11 protein-coding genes and 1 pseudogene are annotated in these 15,077 nt (G+C 71.2%); 3 read left to right on the top strand and 9 right to left on the bottom strand.

Features of this window, described 5'->3' with window-relative positions; all coding sequences use genetic code 11:
* The 7 genes and pseudogenes from L6E10_RS11710 to L6E10_RS11680 form a co-directional block, all read right to left on the bottom strand.
* Positions 1 to 1,109: pseudogene (locus tag L6E10_RS11710) on the bottom strand (hypothetical protein); the annotation flags it as partial.
* Between the two features lie 66 nt (positions 1,110 to 1,175).
* Complete coding sequence (locus tag L6E10_RS11705; protein ID WP_236219521.1) at positions 1,176 to 3,020, bottom strand: hypothetical protein; 1,845 nt, start codon at positions 3,018 to 3,020, stop codon at positions 1,176 to 1,178.
* A gap of 48 nt (positions 3,021 to 3,068) precedes the next feature.
* A complete protein-coding gene (locus L6E10_RS11700; protein ID WP_236219520.1) occupies positions 3,069 to 3,581 on the bottom strand; it encodes a YbaB/EbfC family nucleoid-associated protein in 513 nt (170 codons plus the stop codon).
* Positions 3,582 to 3,622: 41 nt separating this feature from the next.
* Entirely contained in the window at positions 3,623 to 4,378 is a 756-nt protein-coding gene (locus L6E10_RS11695; RefSeq protein ID WP_236219519.1) for an ESX secretion-associated protein EspG, read from the bottom strand.
* Positions 4,375 to 6,090, bottom strand: a complete 1,716-nt coding sequence (locus tag L6E10_RS40275; RefSeq protein WP_275676415.1) for a PPE domain-containing protein — start codon at positions 6,088 to 6,090, stop codon at positions 4,375 to 4,377. The genes L6E10_RS11695 and L6E10_RS40275 overlap by 4 nt, the downstream gene beginning before the upstream one ends.
* Positions 6,091 to 6,133: 43 nt before the next feature.
* Complete coding sequence (locus tag L6E10_RS11685) at positions 6,134 to 6,514, bottom strand: hypothetical protein (protein WP_090097133.1); 381 nt, start codon at positions 6,512 to 6,514, stop codon at positions 6,134 to 6,136.
* Positions 6,515 to 6,918: 404 nt separating this feature from the next.
* The gene (locus L6E10_RS11680; RefSeq protein WP_236219518.1) at positions 6,919 to 7,680 is read right to left on the bottom strand and encodes an ESX secretion-associated protein EspG; all 762 of its coding nucleotides are present in this window, start codon (positions 7,678 to 7,680) and stop codon (positions 6,919 to 6,921) included.
* Between the two features lie 422 nt (positions 7,681 to 8,102).
* Between L6E10_RS11680 and L6E10_RS11675 the strand changes: the two genes are divergently transcribed.
* Positions 8,103 to 9,680, top strand: a complete 1,578-nt coding sequence (locus L6E10_RS11675; RefSeq protein ID WP_236219517.1) for an MFS transporter — start codon at positions 8,103 to 8,105, stop codon at positions 9,678 to 9,680.
* 105 nt (positions 9,681 to 9,785) lie between these two features.
* Positions 9,786 to 11,129, top strand: a complete 1,344-nt coding sequence (locus L6E10_RS11670) for a collagenase (RefSeq protein ID WP_236219516.1) — start codon at positions 9,786 to 9,788, stop codon at positions 11,127 to 11,129.
* 6 nt (positions 11,130 to 11,135) lie between these two features.
* Here the strand turns inward: L6E10_RS11670 and L6E10_RS11665 are convergent, their stop codons facing one another.
* The gene (locus L6E10_RS11665) at positions 11,136 to 12,080 is read right to left on the bottom strand and encodes a LysR family transcriptional regulator (RefSeq protein ID WP_236219515.1); all 945 of its coding nucleotides are present in this window, start codon (positions 12,078 to 12,080) and stop codon (positions 11,136 to 11,138) included.
* A gap of 108 nt (positions 12,081 to 12,188) precedes the next feature.
* On the opposite strand from L6E10_RS11665, the gene L6E10_RS11660 reads away from it, so the two are divergent.
* A complete protein-coding gene (locus tag L6E10_RS11660) occupies positions 12,189 to 13,565 on the top strand; it encodes an aminopeptidase P family protein (RefSeq protein ID WP_236219527.1) in 1,377 nt (458 codons plus the stop codon).
* On the opposite strand, the gene glpK is transcribed toward L6E10_RS11660, so the two are convergent.
* Positions 13,562 to 15,055, bottom strand: coding sequence for a glycerol kinase GlpK (gene glpK / locus L6E10_RS11655; protein ID WP_236219526.1), 1,494 nt, complete (start codon positions 15,053 to 15,055; stop codon positions 13,562 to 13,564). The genes L6E10_RS11660 and glpK overlap by 4 nt on opposite strands.
* Positions 15,056 to 15,077: the final 22 nt, after the last annotated feature.

Below are 15,077 nucleotides of genomic sequence, written 5' to 3'. Positions count from 1 at the left end.
GCACCGGCCGCGGGACCGCCCGGCGGCTTGCCGAGGCTCGGCGTGAACGAGGCGGCGCCGCCCTTGGGGCCCTGGGTCGGGTTGACCTTGCCGCCGCCGGCCGGAGCGGGGCCGAGGCTGGGCGTGAAACCGGCACCGCCCTTGGGACCCTGGGTGGGGTTGACCTTGCCGCCACCTGCCGGAGCGGGGCCGAGGCTGGGCGTGAAGCCCGCTCCGCCCTTCGGGCCCTGGGTGGGGTTGACCTTGCCGCCGCCACCTTGCGGGTTCAGGTTCGAGCCGGGGTTGGCGCCGCCGCCCTTGGGGCCCTGGACGTCGCCGACCTTGCCGCCGCCCGGAGCGGGGCCGAGGCTGGGCGTGAAGCCCGCGCCGCCACCCTTGGGACCTTGGGCGGGGTTGACCTTGCCGCCGCCGCCCTGCGTGTTCAGGTTCGAGCCGGGGTTGGCCCCGCCGCCCTTGAGCGCGTCGGGACCGGTGGCCTTCGGGCCGCCCTGCGCGTTCAGGCCCGGCGTGAAGTTCCCGCCGCCCTTCACGGCCTGCGGTCCGGTGTGCTTCGGGCCGCCCTGGGCGTTGAGGCCCGGGGTGAAGTTCCCGCCTCCCTTGATCGACTCCGGACCGGTGACCTTGCCGCCCGACGTGTTCAGGCCGGGGGGCGGCGCGGTGGCGCCGGGTGGCGGCTTCGCGTTGGTGCTCGGGTCGATCGAGCGGAAGTTGGAGCCCTGGTTGGTGTCCGTCGTGGTCGACGTCTGGTGCGTGGCCTTCAGGCCGGACTGGACGTCGGTGAACGCCTTGGCGCCCCTGTCCGCCTGCGCGACCGCGTTGTCGTTGGACGCGTTGAGCGCGGGCACCGCGAACAGGCCGATGGGGCCGAGCGCGTTGCCGCTGAAGTTCAGGCCGCGAAGGCCGCTCGAGATGCTCGCCAGCCGGGACCCGAGGTCACCCGCCTTGTTCTGCAACCCCTGCATCGAGGAGTCGCTCATGGAGTAGCCGCTGTTGCCGGTGGGACCACCGCCCGTGCCGGTGCCGCTCGGTGGCGCCGAAGGGGGTGGGTTCGCCGCCGGATTCGCCGCCGGGTTCGGCGACGGGTTGGGATTGACGTTCCCCTTGGCCATGAGCGGTGCTTCTCCAGTACTGCGTCAGAACGAGGCGGGATCTCGGATCCCGGCCGTTGGCTGGACTTACTCTGTCGGCCGGACGGAACGCTGGAACGTCGGCTGCAGCGGTTCCGCCGCCGCACCGCCGGCCTGGGCCTCCACCTCGAACGCGGCGGCCGGGCGCAACGGCTCGTCCGCCATGAGCGGGTTGACGCTCTCGTAAGCGGCGGGCTCGGCCTCGATGCGCGAGGCGTAGTAGGCCTCACGCGGCTGCGACGGCTCAAGAGCGTCGTACGCGTGCGACATCTGCGTCCGCGCGAGCGGCTCGTAGGCCGTGGCCTGCTGCAACGGCTCGGACGGCGTGTCCGCGCTCGTGTAGACCTCACGCGCCTGCATCGGCTGCACGGCCTCGTGCATCGAACCGCCCGAGGTCATGCTGACGCCGGACACCATCGTCGAGTCCGAAGCCACGCCGCGGGAGAACGCCACGGGCGCCTCCACGGCCTCCGCGCGCTGGAACGCCATCGGGGCCTGGACCGCCTCGGCGCGCTGGAACGCCATGGGCGCCTGAACGGCCTCGGCACGCTGCATGGGCTGCAACGGCTGAGCCGCTTCCGTGCGGTGCACTGCCTGCATCGGTTCTGCCTGCATCGCCTCGACGCGCTGCATGGGCTGCAACGGCTGCATCGGCTCGGCGCGGTGGAACGGCTGCAGAGGCTCTGCCTGCACCGCCTCCGCGCGGTGGAACGGCTGCAACGGCTCCGCCTGCACGGCCCGCACGGCGTGGGCGGCCTGCATCGGCTCCGCCTGCATCGCCTCAACGCGCTGCATGGGCTGCAACGGCTGCATCGGCTCGGCGCGGTGGAACGGCTGCAGCGGCTCCGCCTGCATCGCGCGCACGGCGTGGGTCGGCTGCAGCGGCTCAGCCGTCTGCATCGCCATCCGGGCCTGCGCCGGCTCGGCGTCGGCGAGGCGTGCCGAGTTGTGCAGCGTCGCCGTGGCGGTGCCGGTCCCGTCCGCGGGGGTCTCACCGGCAGTGGCACTCGGAGCCGTGCCGCCGCCACCGCCGGCGCCGCCGCCCTGGTTGGCCTTGACCGCCTCGTCGATCTTGTCGTTGACGCCGTCCTGGGCCTTGTAGCCCTCGTAGATGATCTCGGCGGCGTCGGCGGAGTTCTCGAAGCGCTCCCAGCCCTTGCTGATCTTCGCCATGATCTCGTCGAGGTCGCCGATGCGCTTCAACTGGCGGCCGAGTGCGGCGACGACGCGAGCCACGCGCGCGGCGATGTTCACGCCCAGCGCGACGGCCTTGCCGACGGCGAAGCCGATGAAGATCGGGATCGAGGCGCCGAAGGTCGGGATCATCGCGGCGGCGGCGAGGATCGCGCCACCGATGAGCGAGCCGATCAGCTGGGCGATCAGGTCGCGGACGATGTCGCGCAGCACGGTGACGAGCATGCCCATGATCGCGACGATCTTGGCCTTGCTCTCGACGGCGCTGGCGAGCTCGTCGAGCTCCTGGTACATGCCGTCCATGGACGTCTTGAAGCGCTCGGACGACTGACCGGTCCAGCCGTCGAACGTCGCGAGACCGTTCTTGTGGTCCTCGGCGAGCACCCGGAGCTCGGCCGCGCGGGCCTTGTTGGCCTCGACGTTGGCCTGGATCTCCTCCGGGTTGCCCATCAGCTGGTTCAGGGCGTCGCGCAGGAACGACACGTGCTCGATCAGCCAGCCGACACCGGCGCCGATGATGCTGCCGAGCGGGTCGATCGCGAGCATCACCGTGGCGGAGGCGGCGCCGATGGCGTTGAACGTGATGTCCAGGGCCTTCTCGGTCTCGCTCTCGGCGTCCTTGCTGATGCCGTCGATGAGACTGCCGTAGGCCTCGATGAACAGCGAGCCCTTGAGCTTGTTCTCCTCGGTGATCTTCATCCCGGGAGGAGACGAAATGGGAGTTTCCGGCGCGGTCATCGCTGTTCCTTACCAGGGCTGGTTGTCGTCGTCATCGTCGTCGTCCGCGCGGGACCTGCCGCGGACGGGCGGCGGCTGGGGAGCCGCCGCGGGCCGGGACGCCGGCGGTGCCGCAGGGGCCGGTTCCGGCTCGTCGTCGATCTCGTCGTAGGTGTCGCCGGTCTCCTCGGCGTCCTCGTCGTCCGGGATGGAGTCCGAGACCATCTGGTAGGCCTCGGTGCCCTCGCCGAGCGGCTTGAACAGCTCCAGGACCTGCAGCGCGGCCTGCTTCTGGGCCTGCCGCGCCGTCTCCAGGATCGCCGCGGTGAGCCGGGCGGCGCCCAGCTCGACCGCGCGGTGCCCGAGCTGCAGGTTCTGCAGGCCGCCGTTCGGACCCACCGTGACGGTCACCGAGCCGTCCTTCGACGTCACGGTGGCGGAGGCCGCCGCGAAGTTCTCCGTCAGGTCCTCCGACTTCTTCTTCAGGTCGGCCAGCTTGGCCTCGTACTCTTCGACCCACTGGGTGGGGTTCGCGGGGTTCACACGGTCCTCCGGCGGCGGCGGTTCGACTGAGACGCGTCAGATCACGCGAGCACAGCGTTGATACGGGTGGCGATGCGGTCGTTGTCGGTCGGCGAGAGGCTCAGCCAGCCGTCCGAGTTGACCATCAGGTAACGGCCCTGGTGGGTGTCGAACCAGTTGATGACGACCCCGGACCGCTCCCGGCCGAGGGTGACGCCGAACTGGCCACCCGCGACGCGGTTCGCGGCGAGCTCGTCGAACTGCTTGGCGTCCTGGGCGGACAGACCGGCCTGCCGCAGCGCCTCCTGGTCGTCCACCCCGCCCTCGCCGAACAGGTCGTCCGGTGACTTGGCCCCTTCGGCCTCCTGCAGCGCCACGGCGTCCTGCAGGGACTGGACCCGCACGTTCACCGCCGTGCCCGGTCCGGGCACGGCGTCGGGCAGGACCTTGACGATCTCGCGGGCGATGCCGGTCTCCCGGATCCCGAGCAGCCCCACCCGGTCGTCGTCGATGATCGCGAGCGCGGCGCGCTCGCCGTTCGAGACGGCGAGCGCCCGCACCGTGCGGTCGAGTCCGGCCACGGCGTCCACGGACACCTTGTGGTCGTCGAGCAGCCGCAGATGACCTTCGAGGCGCTCGTTGTCGACGAGACCGCGCGAGCGCAGCTCTTCGAGCGTCGTCTCGGTCAGCACACGGCGTTCCTGCTCCGTCGCGCCCTCGCTGGGCACGTCCAGCGGGTAGGGCACGCTGCCGAGGTCCAGCGAGTGCCACAGGACGTCGAACTCGCGCGGCGTGAGCAGGAACTCAGGCGTGATCACGCGGGCTCGGCCCCCTTCGGCTTCTTGACCTTCGCGGCACCGATCACCGACGGGGGCAGGTTCTCACCGGGGACCTCGAACAGGTCGCCGCCCATGATGTAGCTGGCGGAGCGGTGTTCCTTGTCCTCCTCGCCCCTGCCGCCGGCGCCCGGAGCGCCACCCATGGGCGCGCCCGCGCCCATGCCGGCACCGGCCGCCGCGGCGCCACCGGGGCCCATGCCCATCGGCATGCCGCCGCGGGCCGCGTTCTGGACACCCGCCGCGCCACCGGACTGCATCGCGCCACCGGCACCCGCGGTACCACCCGCGCCACCGCCGAACGCACCGCCGCCGCCGGCACCACCACCGCCACCCGCGCCCATCTGCGGGGTGTAAGGCATCGGGCCGCCCTTCATGCCGCCGCCACCACCGGCACCGCCGGCGCCACCGCCCGCACCGCCACCGGCGCCGCCGGGACCGTTGTAGCCGGGCGCGGTCGGCGTGTAGGCCGCGGGACCCTTGGGGTTCTGCGGCGTGTAGCCGGGGTTCTGCGGGGTGTAGTTCGGGTTCGCGACGTTCCTGCCGACGACCGGGGCCTTGGGGATGTTCTGGTTCTGGCCGCCCCCGGACCTGCCGGTGCCGGTGCCGCCGAGCTGCGGCGTGTAGCCCGGCGCGGTCGGGGTGTAGCTGCTGCCGCCACCACCGCCACCGCTGCCGCTCGTGTACGTGCTGCCGGAGTTGCCGCCCAGCTGCGGGGTGTAGCCCGGCGCGGTCGGCGTGTACGCCGCCGCGGTGTTGGTGCTCGTGCTGCCGGGGTTGTAGCCGGGCATCTGCGGCGTGTAGTTCGCGCCACCACCGGCGCCACCGCCACCGCTGCCGGCGGTTCCGGCACCGGTGTAGCCGGGCGCGGTCGGCGTGTAGGCCGCCGCGGCGGGCTGGGTCCCGGTCGTGGTGCCCGTGCCGGTACCCGCACCGGTGCCCGCACCCGCGCCCGCTCCGGTGCCGGTACCGGCACCCGTGGGGGAGGGCGGAGCGGCCACGGCGGCTCCGCTCTGCGCGTGCGTCGCCATGAGGGCGTCCGCGCTGCCGTTGAGCGTGGGCACACCTCCCATGCGCTGCATCGCCATCACCGGCTGCTCGACCTGGCCGGTGTTCGGGTTGAACGGCGGCTTGAAGGCCGGGGTCGTCGAGTCGATCTGGCGGGAGTTGGTCTCCATGTCGGTCATCACGGCGACGGCGTGCTCGTGCGCCGCGCGCGAGGCGTGGTTGGCCTGCGCGATGTCCGCGGAGGCCAGCACGAACGCGGGAGTGCCCGGCTGCGAGAGCGCGGCCGCGGCCTTGTTCCAGTCGAACTGGATCGGCTGGGGCATCTGCGCGCGGGCGTTCTCCATGACGCGGCCCTGGTCCGCGACCTTGGTGCCGACCTCGACCGCCGTGCGGGCGGTCTCGTCGACCCAGTCCCCGAGCTTCTTCATCGCGGCTCGGGCGGCCTCGGCGGCGTCACCGGTCCACTTGGACTCCGACGCGGCGATGACCGAGTTGATGGTGCGCGCCGCCTCGGTCAGCTCGTTGCCGTACTTGCCCCAGTCGGAGCTGATCTGGCCGGCTTGACCGGGGTCGTTGTTGTTGTGCACCGCGGCGTAAAGCTCTTGGTGCGAACGAGACGCCCAGTTCTGCGGGTCCGTGAGGACCGGGACGTTCTCGATGTCGCTCGGGTCGGTCTCGGGGGGCATGACCGGCTCGCCTCTCACGTCGTTGGATCAGCTGGCCACAAGATCAGCTGTTACCCATGTGCTTCTTCAGTTCGGCCTGCTGGTCCTCGTCGAGGCGGGTGAAGTTCTCGATCGCCTCGACGATCGAGTTCTTCGTCTGCTCGAGAACCGTGCGGTACGCGGTCATGACGCTGACGAACGAGTACTGCTCGCCCTCGGCGCGGTGGGTGAACTTGTCGCGCATCTTGTCGCCGACCGGGTTCGCTCCGAGCGGAGCCGGTCGGGCGATGCTGCTGGTCGCGCGTTCGATCCAGGAGTCGACCTGGTCGATCTGGGCCTGGAACTGCTTGCGCAGCTCCTCGCCCGCTGCCGGGTCGAGCTGAACCTGACCCGAGGAGACGGTCTCGCCGAGCGGGACAGCCTCTTTGTCACCGACGATGTACATGCGGGCAGTATCAAGGGTCTTTTCGCGCATCGCGCGCTTTGCCGCAGGTGATTCACCAATTGAGACCTGGGACCACAAAGCGTTGCGGCGGAGGGAAACGGGCCACCTCCAGGTGAACGTACCGTAACAGACCTGATCGTTTGCGCAGGTTGTGGGAGCGCTCTCGGCCTGTTGCCCGTTCGGGCATCCGACCTCTGTTCGGTTCACTGGAACGGCCCTTGACCGAGGGCGCTGTGACTCAAATCACAGTGCATGAAATCGGGAATTTAGGGCTGTCTTGAGGTTGGTCGTGCACAGGTTCGTCCATCACCGGATCGGATGAATCTGTCAACGCGCGAACGAACGCGGACGAACTCGGGAGAGTACGTCCGCGTTGCCCGTTTTGATCAGTTCCCTCCGGGCGGTCACGCCAGCACGGAGTCGATCCGCGTGGCGATCCGGTCGTTGTCGGTGGGGGAGAGGCTGAGCCACCCGTCGGAGCGGACCATGAGGTAGCGGCCCTGGTGGGTGTCGAACCAGTTGATGACCACGTCGGCGCGGTGCCGGCCGTGCGTCACGCCGAACTGGCCGCCCGCCACGCGGTTCGCCGCGAGCTCGTCGAGCTGGCGCGCGTCCTGTGCGGACAACCCGGCCCTGAGCAGCGCCTGGCGGTCGTCGAGTTCGTCGTCCGCGGCACCCCACGGGTCCTCAAACTCTTCTTCCTGCTCGGCCTCCTGCAGCGCCACTGCCTGCTGCAACGTCTCCAGCCGCACCGACAGCGCGCTGCCGGGACCTGCGACGCCGTCGGGCAGGACCCGCACGATCTCGCGGGCCAGCGCGGTGGGCCTGATCTCGGACAGGCCTACGCCGTCGCCGTCGATCACGGCCAGCACGCCCTGGTCGCCGTTGGAGGCGGCCAGTGCCCGCACGGTCCGGTCGAGCCCGGCGACGGCGTCCACGGACACGTCGTGGTCGCCGAGCAGGCGCAGCAGGTCCTCGAGTCGCGGGTCATCGGCGAGCCCGCGGCTCCGCAGGTCCGCGATCGTCCTGTCCCGCAACGCTTTGAGCTCGCTCTCCGTAGCTCCTTCGCTGGGCACGTCGAGCGGGTACGGCATCCTGCCGAGCCGCAGCGTCTGCCACAGCACTTCGAACTCGCGGGTCGACAGCAAGTACTGGGGCGTGATCACGAGTGCTCGGCACCTTTCTGCTCTACCTGCTTTGCGCGCAGTATCGGGCAGGAATGGGGCGGACGTTCGTCATTGTGGGATTGCGTACCCGGTTGAGACGGAATGTCCGCAGTCCGTCGCACTGCCCGCAATCGGCCCGCTTTCATGTCATTTGGCCTGGAAGGACCCTGGCGCGACCTGGATCGGGGACCGTTCTCGAGTTGCGCTGCGTGTCGGCGTGTGGGTGCCGTTCCGAGGCCCGGCCGGGCATTCCGAGCAGTCTGACGTGACGTAACTCACATACTTTTGGGGGGATGGGTGAATGACGCGAGCCGTCACCGAAGGCATGGTCATCCAACCCTGATTCCATGACGCTCGATAACTTCAGTGTTGATCAAAACGAACGCTCGGCGATGTGGACCCGTGAGTGTGAAGATCGAACGGTGACAGCCTCCGCATGGGCGCCTCTGCGCCGCAGCGCGTTCCGCGCGCTGTGGATCGCCCAGTTCGCCTCGAACATCGGCACCTGGGCGCAGACGGTCGGCGCCCAGTGGCTCATGGGTGACCTCGGGGGCAGCGCCCTGCAGGTCGCGCTCGTCCAGACGGCCACGACGCTGCCGGTGTTCCTGCTCGTGGTGCCGTCCGGAGCGCTCGGCGACATCCTGGACCGCCGGCACGTGCTGATCACCGGTCAGGCGCTGATGCTCGCGGGCGCGGGGGGCCTGATGCTCCTCGCGGGCACGGACAGGGCGACGCCCGCGAGCCTGCTCGGGCTGCTCGCCCTGATGGCGGTCGGTCAGGCGCTGTCGATGCCGTCGTTCCAGGCGATCCAGCCGGAACTGGTGCCGCGCGAGGAGATCCCCCAGGCCGCGCTGCTCAACGGCGTCAACATGAACGTCGGCCGCGCCATCGGTCCCGCGCTCGGCGGCCTGCTGATCGCGCTGGCGGGCTCGGAGGCGACGTTCGCGTTCAACACGGTCTCGTTCCTCGGCGTGCTGGTCGTGCTGGCGCGGTGGAAGAGGCCGTCGGACCACCGCCCGCTCGGCACCGAGCACATCACGACCGCGATGCGGACGGGCGCGCGGTACGTGGCGAGCTCGCCGCTGTTCCGGCGCGTGCTCGCGAGGCTCGCGCTGTTCATCGTGTTCGGCAGCGGCCTGTGGGCCCTGCTGCCGGCGATCGCCCGCGGTCCGCTCCGGCTCGACGCCGGCGGGTACGGCGTGCTGCTCGGCAGCGTCGGCGCCGGCGCGATCGGCGGCGCGTTCGTGGTGCCGAAGCTGTTGCGGCGCATGAGCAAGAACCGGATGGTGCTGCTCGCGACATGCGTCTACGCGGCTTCGACGAGCACCGCCGTGCTGACCGGCAGCCTCGCGCTGGTGATCGTGGCGATGCTGCTGACGGGTGCGTGCTGGATCGCCACGCTCTCGACGTTCAACGCCACGGCGCAGGTGCTGCTGCCGGCCTGGACCCGCGCCCGCGCCCTGGCCTACTACCAGCTGATCCTGATGGGCGGGCAGGCGCTCGGCGCCGTGGTGTGGGGCGTGATCGCGGACGCTTACAGCTTGAAGGTCGCGATGATCGCGCCCGCGGTGGCGATGGTCGTGCTCGCCCTCGCGGCGTCGAAGTGGCTGCCGCTCAACGACAGGCCGCTCGACGTCAGCCCGGCGACCTACTGGGAGGAGCCGCCGGAGATCACCGACAGCGGGGCGGGACCGGTGCTGGTCACCGTCGAGTGGCCGGTGGCGCCGGAGAACGAGGACGCGTTCATCGACGCGATGCAGCGCGTCGGCAGGGCACGCCGCCGCACCGGCGCCACGATGTGGGGCCTCTTCCGCGACACCGAGCAGCCCGGGACGTTCCTGGAGACCTTCACCGTGGCGACCTGGCAGGAGCACCTGCGCCAGCACGTGGAGCGCGGCACGGTCGTGGACCAGCACAACCAGGAGGCCGCGCGGGAGCTGGCCAAGGGACCCGCGCGGGTGCGGCACCTGCTGTTCGCCGAGCCGGGGAAGCCCGCGTAGGCCCGGCGGGTGTCCCATAGCAGTGGGCTATGAGCGGAAGGGATGCTCGCGGGACGGCGGGCGGTGTGACGCTCTAGGGCACCTCGAACCCTGCGGAGGAACCCGATGAGATCGTTCGCCCTGGTCCTGGCGTTCTTAGGTGGCCTGCTCGCTCCCGCGTCGGCACACGCCGCTCCCGCTCAGGCCGGCTCGCCGAACAGCCCGCTGCTGCCGCCGGAGATCGCCCGGAACCTGCACCACGACACCCCCGAGCCGGTGATCCACGCCGCCGTCGCCGACTACCCGGCCGAGTTGCGCGCGTTGACGGTGCTGCTGGACAACTACACCAGCGCCGACGACGACGCGGTGCACGCCGGCATGCTCCTGCTCTACCACGGCCACGGCGATCCGGAGTTCCTCGCGGCCGTGCGGGCCGACACCGAGGTCCTGCGGGCGTTGCGCCGGTTCGTCCTGGCACACCTCGACTTCTTCGGCACCGGCCGCCAGTACCTGGTGCACAACGCGACCCGTGAGCTGGGCAGGTTCCTGCGGCACAACGACATCGCGCTCACCGCCCGTCCGCTGCTCGTGGACCTGGCCCGCCGCGGTGACGTCGTCGGGCGCCTCGCGCCGCTGTGGGTGGGCGTCGCCGAGATGGTCGACTGGTACGACAAGGCGAACTGCCGCCGCTACGGCACCTGCGACTTCCGCGCGAAGATCGACCGCCGCGTCCTCACCGTCCGCCACACCTGCAGCGCCACGCTCAGGATCCGCGCCCAGCAGCTGACCCCCGCCCAGCTGCGCCGGACGTGCGCGTCGCTCGCCGGGCAGGACGCCGTCTTCCACCGCGTGGTGCGCGATCCCGGTCCCGTCGCCGGGGACGGCAACACCTCGCTCGAAGTCGTCGTCTTCGACACCGGCGACGACTACCGCACGTACGCCGGTGTGCTGTTCGGCATCTCCACCAACAACGGGGGCATGTACCTCGAGGGCGACCCGGCGATGAACCAGGCGCGGTTCATCGCGCACGAGGCGGACTGGCTGCCGTCGTTCGCGATCTGGAACCTCAACCACGAGTACACCCACTACCTCGACGGCCGGTACGACCTGCACGGCGACTTCGAGGAGAACATGACCACGCCGACGGTGTGGTGGATCGAGGGCTTCGCGGAGCACCTCTCGTACAGCTACCGGGGTGAGGTCTACGCCGATGCGCTGGCTGAGGCGAAGAAGAAGACGTACGCGTTGAGCGCGCTCTTCGACACCACCTACGACCACGACGCCACGCGGGTCTACAACTGGGGGTACCTGGCGGTCCGGTACCTGCTGGAGAGGCACCCGGAGGACGTCGCGGCCGTGCTGGCGGACTACCGCGCGGGGGACTGGGCCGGGGCCAGGGACCACCTGACGCGGGTGGTCGGGACCCGGTACGACGCGGACTGGTACGGCTGGCTCGGCGCGCTGGGCTGACGGAGCTCAGCCGGATGCCGTGAGGGCCGCTCCGCGTTCCCGCCACCACGGCCGGAACACCGGGCTGGCCAGGGCCTGCTCGGCGTAGGCCCCCAGCACCTCGGCGAACACGCGGCTGGCCTGGTTCCAGGTCAGCCGCTCGCGCCGCCACGCGAACACCAGGCGCATCCGCAGCGGCGCCCCCGCCAGCGGCCGCACGACCACCCCGGGTCCGCCCTGCGACGTCGGCTCGACCAGCTGCACGGCCTTGCCCGCCGCGATCAGCTGCCGGCCCGCCCCGCTCGGCATCTCGAACCGGATCCGCGGCACGAAGCCCACGGCGCGGCACGCCGCCCTCAACGCGGTCAGCGACCCGTCCTCGGCGCCCGGCGGGCCGACCCACGACTCCCCGGCGAGGTCGGCGAGCTCCACCTCCGGCCGGTCGGCGAGCCGGTGACCGGCGGGGAGGGCGATGAACACCGGCACCCACGGCACGACGACCCGCTGCGCCACCCCGCGCGGCAGGCCGAGGTCGCCCTCCTCGTCGACCGCGATCACGGCCGCGTCGAGGTGGCCGTTCGCCAGCGCCAGCGCGAGGCCCGTCGAGGACGGGTCGACCACGAGCGTGATGTCGTCGAGCACCTGCTCCAGACGCGTGTACAGCGGGCCGACGCACTCCATGTGCACCGAGCCGAGGCGGGAGGGCCCGTCCCGCTGGACCATGTCGGAGCCGAACGCGTCCAGCTCGACGAGCAGCAGCCGGGCGCGTTGCAGCATCTGGGCGCCCAGGGCGGTCGGTTCGGCGCCCGCGCGGCCGCGTTCGAAGAGCTTGCCGCCGACCAGGCGTTCCACGCGTTGCAGCAGGGTGGTGAGCGAGGGCTGGGAGATGCCGAGCTGCGTGGCGGCGCGCGAGAGGCTCCCCGCGTCGCCGATGGCGCAGACGGCCCGCAGGTGCCGGATCTCCAGTTCCATAGCCTGAGGCTATCCCCGTTCGGGAGTGGCGAGACCCCTCCGGGAGGAGGGAGGGTGGCAGGCAGGACCGCTCTGAGAGGACGCGAATTGGCTCGGACACGCCGCGACATGGCGAAACTGGTGGACGCGGACGGGTTCCGCACCTACATCCGCGACGGCTGGGGCGAGTGGGACAGCTCCGTCGACCTGCCCGCGGGCACGGCCGAGGCGGCGCGGGCGCACCGCGCCAGGCTCACCCAGGCCCTGCCGGGCAAGCGGATCGCGCTGGCCGCGGGGCGTGCGCACGTCCGGTCCAACGACACGTTCCACGAGTTCCGCGCCGACAGCGACTTCGTGTGGCTCACCGGCTGCCAGGTCGAAGGCGCCGTGCTGGTGCTGTGCGACGACGACGCCACCCTGTTCGTGCCGGTGCCGTCCGAGGCGCACAGCGTCGACTTCTTCGGTGACGCCGACCGCAGCCCGTTCTGGATCGGCGCCGCGGCGGGCCCGAAGGAGTGGGGCGAGGCGCTCGGCGTCACGGCCCGTCCGCTCGAGGACCTGGCGAACGTCCTGCGCGGCCGCCACCCCGAGACGCTCGTCGCCAAGGGCGTCGACCCGCTGCTCGACGCGCTGACCGGTTCGCACAGCGACGAGCTGCGCACCGTTCTCGCGGAGCTGCGCCGCATCAAGGACGACTGGGAGGTCGAGCAGCTCCGCCAGGCCGTCGACGCGAGCGTCAAGGGCTTCGCCGACGTCGCCATGGAGCTCGGCCAGGCCGTGCGCGGCGGGGGAGAGCGGTGGCTGCAGGGCACGTTCGACCGCCGCGCCCGCACCGAGGGCAAGGGTCCCGGCTACACCTCGATCGTCGCCGCCGGGCCGCACGCCCCGGTGCTGCACTGGACGCGCTGCGACGGCCGCGTGAACGACGCCGACCTGCTGCTGCTCGACGCCGGCGTGGAGATGAACTCCCTCTACACCGCCGACGTCACCCGGACGTTCCCGGTGAGCGGTGAGTTCAGCGAGCCGCAGCGCCAGGTCTACGACCTCGTGCACAGGTCGCACGTGGCGGCGCTCGCCGAGGTCCGGCCGGGCAACGACTACAGCGCCTTCCACCACACCGCCATGCGCGTGCTCGCCGAGGGCCTGCACGACTGGGGGCTGCTGCCGGTCAGCGTCGACAAGGCGCTCGACCCGTCCGGTCAGCACCACCGCCGCTACATCGTCTGCGGCACCGGGCACTTCCTGGGCCTCGACGTGCACGACTGCGCCGACGCCCGGCAGGAGACCTACCAGCAGGGCATCCTCGAGCGCGGCATGGCGCTGACCGTCGAGCCGGGCCTGTACTTCCACCCCAACGACGAGACGCTGCCGCCGGAGCTGCGGGGCATCGGCGTGCGCATCGAGGACGACCTCGTGGTCACCTCGACCGGCGCGGACGTCCTCTCGGACGCGTTGCCGATCGAGGCGGACGACGTGGCCGCCTGGGTGCGCAAGCAGCGTTCCTAAGTGGACGGGCTGGAGCGGGCCCACGCGAACGTGAGTTCCACGGCCCGCTTCCAGTTCGCGTACTCGGACTCGCGGTACCGCGCGTCCATCACCGGGTTCCACCGCGCCGCCAGGTGCCAGTTGCGGCGCAGTCCCTCGAGGTCCGGCCAGTACCCGGCGGCGAGGCCGGCGGCGTAGGCGGCGCCCAGCGACACCGTCTCCGCGACCAGCGGCCGCTGCACCGGGATGTCCAGCACGTCCGCGATGAACTGCATCAGCAGGTGGTCGGCCGTCATGCCGCCGTCCACCTTCAGCACCGGCGTCGGCGCCCCGAGGTCGGCGTTCATCGCGTCCACGACCTCGCGCGTCTGCCAGCCGGTCGCCTCCAGCACGGCCCGCGCCAGGTGGCCCTTGTTGATGTAGGACGTGAGCCCGACGACGAGCCCGCGCGCCTGCGCGAGCCAGTGCGGCGCGAACAGGCCCGAGAACGCCGGCACGATGTAGCAGCCGCCGTTGTCCTTCACCGTGCGCGCCAGCGTCTCGATCTCCGGCGCGGAGTGGATCAGCCCGAGGTTGTCGCGGAACCACTGCACCAGCGACCCGGCGACGGCGATCGAGCCCTCCAGCGCGTACGCCGGTTCCCCGCCGATCTGGTAGCCGATCGTGGTCAGCAGGCCGTGCTTCGACCGCACGAGCTCGTCACCGGTGTTCATCAGCAGGAAGCCGCCGGTGCCGTACGTGCCCTTGATCGAGCCCTTCTCGAAGCACGTCTGCCCGAACAGCGCCGCGTGCTGGTCGCCCAGCGCCGCCGTGATCGAGATGCCCGGCACCACCCGCGTCGTGACACCGCTGATCTCGGTCGACGGGCGGATCTCCGGCAGCACCACCGAAGGCACGCCGAAGAACTCCAGCAGCATCGGATCCCATTGCCGCGTCGAGAGGTTCATCAGCATCGTCCGCGACGCGTTGGTCACGTCGGTGACGTGCAGGCCGCCGTTGACGCCGCCGGTGAGGTTCCAGATCAGCCAGGTGTCCATGGTGCCGAACAGGACGTCGCCGCGTTCGGCCCTGGCGCGCAGCCCGGCGGTGTTGTCGAGCATCCAGCGCAGCGACGGCGCCGAGAAGTAGGTCGCGAGCGGCAGGCCGCAGCGGTCGCGGACCTCCTCGATGCCGGGCTGCTTCCCCAGCGACGCGACGAGTTCCTCGGTGCGGATGTCCTCCCACACGATCGCGCGGCCGACCGGGACGCCGGTGTGGCGGTCCCACAGCACGAACGTCTCGCGCTGGTTCGTGATGCCCATCGCGACGACCTGCTCGGCGCCGATCCCCGCCTGCCGCAACGCCTGCGGCACGATCCGGTCGACGTTGCGCCAGATCTCCACCGCGTCCTGCTCGACCCAGCCGGGCCGCGGGTGGTACTGGCGGTGCTCGCGCTGCGCGACCGCGACCAGGCGGGCGTTCTGGTCGAAGACGATGCAGCGCGTCGACGTCGTCCCCTGGTCGATCGCCATTACGAACCGTTGCACGGCGAGC

It is taken from the genome of Lentzea sp. CC55 (genome assembly GCF_021056325.1).
In the GTDB taxonomy this organism is placed as follows: domain Bacteria; phylum Actinomycetota; class Actinomycetes; order Mycobacteriales; family Pseudonocardiaceae; genus Lentzea; species Lentzea jiangxiensis.
This window is presented reverse-complemented; position numbering and strand designations above follow the sequence as displayed.

Bases quoted from the DNA above. Each gene is read 5' to 3' on its own strand.
- L6E10_RS11705 (WP_236219521.1), bottom strand. From the start codon at position 3,020: ATGAAGATCACCGAGGAGAACAAGCTCAAGGGCTCGCTGTTCATCGAG.
- L6E10_RS40275 (WP_275676415.1), bottom strand. From the start codon at position 6,090: ATGCCCCCCGAGACCGACCCGAGCGACATCGAGAACGTCCCGGTCCTC.
- L6E10_RS11685 (WP_090097133.1), bottom strand. From the start codon at position 6,514: ATGTACATCGTCGGTGACAAAGAGGCTGTCCCGCTCGGCGAGACCGTC.
- L6E10_RS11670 (WP_236219516.1), top strand. From the start codon at position 9,786: ATGAGATCGTTCGCCCTGGTCCTGGCGTTCTTAGGTGGCCTGCTCGCT.
- L6E10_RS11665 (WP_236219515.1), bottom strand. From the start codon at position 12,080: ATGGAACTGGAGATCCGGCACCTGCGGGCCGTCTGCGCCATCGGCGAC.
- L6E10_RS11660 (WP_236219527.1), top strand. From the start codon at position 12,189: ATGGCGAAACTGGTGGACGCGGACGGGTTCCGCACCTACATCCGCGAC.
- glpK (WP_236219526.1), bottom strand. From the start codon at position 15,055: ATGGCGATCGACCAGGGGACGACGTCGACGCGCTGCATCGTCTTCGAC.